At 71.5% G+C, this 3,293-nt stretch carries 3 protein-coding genes; 2 read left to right on the top strand and 1 reads right to left on the bottom strand.

The genetic code is table 11. From position 1 onward, the window contains the following. Positions 1-916, bottom strand: a 916-nt coding sequence (locus SACHA_RS19930; RefSeq protein ID WP_232211794.1) for an FAD-dependent oxidoreductase, incomplete at its 3' end; no start/stop codon positions are given. A gap of 143 nt (positions 917-1,059) precedes the next feature. Here SACHA_RS19930 and gltX point away from each other — a divergent pair. Together gltX and SACHA_RS0102515 are read left to right on the top strand one after the other, a co-directional pair. Then, a complete protein-coding gene (gltX, locus tag SACHA_RS0102520) occupies positions 1,060-2,547 on the top strand; it encodes a glutamate--tRNA ligase (RefSeq protein ID WP_028662822.1) in 1,488 nt (495 codons plus the stop codon). A gap of 166 nt (positions 2,548-2,713) precedes the next feature. Continuing rightward, a partial coding sequence (locus SACHA_RS0102515) for an HAD family hydrolase (RefSeq protein ID WP_028662821.1) occupies positions 2,714-3,293 on the top strand: 580 nt, incomplete at its 3' end.

The following is a 3,293-nucleotide window of genomic DNA, read 5'->3' as shown; positions in this document are numbered from 1 at the left end:
GCGGGCGGGCGAGCAGGCGCGCCGCCGCGACCGCGTCCTGCACGGCCAGGTTGATCCCGACACCCCCGATCGGCGACATCGCGTGCGCGGCGTCCCCGAGGCACAGCAGGCCCGGCGCGTGCCAGCGGGTGAGCCGGTCGAGACGGACGTCGAGATGTTTCACCTGGTCCATCGTGGTCAGTTCGTCGACGCGGTCGGCGAGCCCGGGCAGGACCGCGGCCACCTCCCGGCGGAACGCCGCGACACCGCGGGCGCGCAGCGCGGGGTCGGTTCCCTTCCGGTCGATCCAGGCGATCTGGTGGTAGCCCTCCCTCGGGATCACGATGGCGAACCGGCCGTCGCCCGCCCGCGGTGTCAGCGATGTCTCGTCCCCGGGACGCCGGCTCAGCCGGAACCACCACGCGTCGATCGGTACCGGCGCCGCGACCGGGTGCAGCCCCGCCTGCGCGCGGGTGGGTGAGCCCCGCCCGTCACAGGCCACGGTGAGGTCGGCCCGCACGGTCCCGGGGGTGCCGTCCGCGTCGCGGTAGCGCACCCCGGCGACCCTGCCGTTCTCCCGCACCAGTCCGGTGACCTCGGTGGACATCCGCAGGGTGAACGTCGGTTCGTCCGCGCCCGCGTCCGCGAGCAGGTCGAGGAAGTCCCACTGCGGAGTGATGGCGACGTACGGATGGCGGGTGCGCAGCCGAGTCAGGTCGCCGGCCACCACGCGGCCACCGTCGGGGAACGGGAAGGCGATCTCGGTGAGCCTGGTCTGCGGCAGCCGGGCGAACCGCGCACCGAGGCCGAACTCGTCGAGCAGGGTCAGCGTCGAGGGATGCACGGTGTCGCCGCGGAAGTCGCGCAGGAAGTCCCCGTGCTTCTCCAGCACCGTCACCGCGATGCCGGCGCGGGCGAGCAGCAGGGCGAACACCATCCCGGCGGGGCCGCCGCCGACCACGACGCAGGTGGTCCGTCCGTCTCCGGTCACCGTCGACCTCCCTAATTTCATCATGCGTTGAATAAGTTCACCATGCACGGATTCGCCACCGTCGTCAAGGGCGATAGGCTGAGCACGCTATGAGTGAGACGAAGCCTGTACGCGCCCGCTTCTGCCCCTCGCCGACCGGAGTCCCGCATGTGGGCCTCGTCCGGACGGCGCTGTTCAACTGGGCGTTCGCCCGCCACCACGGCGGCGCGCTCGTGTTCCGCATCGAGGACACGGACGCGGCCCGCGACAGCGAGGAGTCCTACGAGGCGCTGCTGGACGCCCTGCGCTGGCTCGGTCTCGACTGGGACGAGGGGCCCGAGGTGGGGGGCGGGTACGGGCCGTACCGGCAGAGCGAGCGGGGCGGGCTCTACACCGACATCGCCCGCCGCCTGCGTGCGGCGGGCGAGCTGTACGAGGCCTTCTCCACCAACGAGGAGGTCGAGCGGCGTCGGCGCGAGGCGGGGCAGGATCCGCAGCTCGGCTACGACAACTACGACCGCGACCTCACCGAGGAGCAGAAGCGGGCCTTCCGCGCCGAGGGGCGCGACCCGGTCCTGCGGCTGCGGATGCCGGACGCCGATCTCACCTGGACCGACCTGGTCCGTGGCGAGATCACCTTCAAGGCGGGCACGATCCCCGACCCGGTGTTGGTACGGGGCAACGGAACCCCGCTCTACACCCTCACGAACCCGGTGGACGACGCGCTGATGCGGATCACCCACGTGCTGCGCGGCGAGGACCTGCTCCCGTCCACCCCGCGGCAGATCGCGCTGTACCGGGCGCTGATCCGGATCGGGGTCACCGACTTCGTCCCCGAGTTCGGTCACCTCCCCTCCGTGCTGGGGGACGGCAGCAAAAAGCTGTCCAAACGCGACCCGAAGTCGAACCTTTTCCACTACCGCGAGCGGGGCTTCGTCCCCGAGGGGCTGTTGAACTACCTCGCGCTGCTCGGCTGGTCGATCGCCGACGACCGGGACGTGTTCACCGTGGACGAGCTCGTCGACGCCTTCGAGATCACGAAGGTCAGCGCCAACCCCGCGCGGTTCGACGCGAAGAAGGCCGAGGCGATCAACGGCACCCACATCCGCGCGCTGGAGCCGGACGACTTCGTGCGGCGGTGTCTGCCCTACCTGCACGCCGCCGGGGTGCTGCCGGAAGATCCGGACGAGACGCGACTCGCGACGCTGCGGGGCATCGCCCCGCTGGTGCGGGAGCGGGTCGCCGTGCTGTCCGAGGTGCCGGATCTCGTGTCGTTCCTGTTCGTCGACGAGGAGTCGTTCGCGCCCGAGGAGGCCGCGGCGGCCAAGCACCTCGGACCGGACGCCGAGCCGGTGCTGCGGGCTGCGATCGGGGCGCTGGAGGCGGTGGCCGACTGGCGGACCGACGACATCGAGGCGGCGCTGAAGCAGGCGCTGGTCGACGGGCTCGGACTGAAACCGCGGAAGGCGTTCACGCCCGTCCGCGTCGCCGTGACCGGACGCGCGGTCTCGCCGCCGTTGTTCGAGTCGATGGAACTGCTCGGCCGACAGGTCTCGCTCGGACGGCTGCGGCGCGCGCTCCCGGGTCACGCAGCGTAGAAACCTGGACCGAAACAGAGACCGCTTTATCACCTCTTAAGCCCATTCGAGCACGCCGAAAGTCCCCTAGCCTCGCGTGGTGGCTTTCCCGCTTGGTTCCCCGACGGCATCGCACGCCTCCGAACTCGACGGTTCCGGCCCCTGGGCGCCGCCCGAGTTGCGCGTGGTGTGCCTGGACATCGACGACACTCTGATCGACTTCTCGGCGGCGGGGCGACGGTCACTGGAGTCGTTGCTCGGCCGGACGGATCTGTGGCCGCTCTGGGAACGGATCACCGACGAGCACGTCGCGCGGGTGGTCGCGGGCGAGCTGGATTACGCCCGGATGCACCGCACCCGGACCAGGGCGTTCCTCGCCGAGCTCGGCGTCGCGGTGGAGGCCGGGGAGGCCGCCCGGTTCGAGACCCGCCGTCAGGAGTTGCTCCGCCGCTGCTGGCGGTTGTTCGACGATGTCGCCCCCTGTCTGGAATGGCTCGCCGCCGCCGGGGTGCGACTCGCCGCCGTGACGAACGCCTCAGGTGCGCACCAGCGCGACAAACTCGACGATCTGGGACTGGCCGGCTTCTTCGACCACGTGGCCATCGCGGGCGAGCTCGGGGTGGCCAAGCCGGACGCGGCGATGTTCCACCAGGTGTGCCACACCCTGGCCTGCGCGCCCGCGCAGGCGGTGCACGTGGGCGACAAACTCCGCACCGACGCGCTGGGCGCCCGGGACGCGGGCCTCGGGGCCGTGTGGCTGCACCGCG

Source organism: Saccharomonospora halophila 8, assembly GCF_000383775.1.
In the GTDB taxonomy this organism is placed as follows: domain Bacteria; phylum Actinomycetota; class Actinomycetes; order Mycobacteriales; family Pseudonocardiaceae; genus Saccharomonospora; species Saccharomonospora halophila.
Note: the sequence above shows the minus strand (reverse complement) of the source record. Positions and strands in the feature narration are given on the sequence as shown.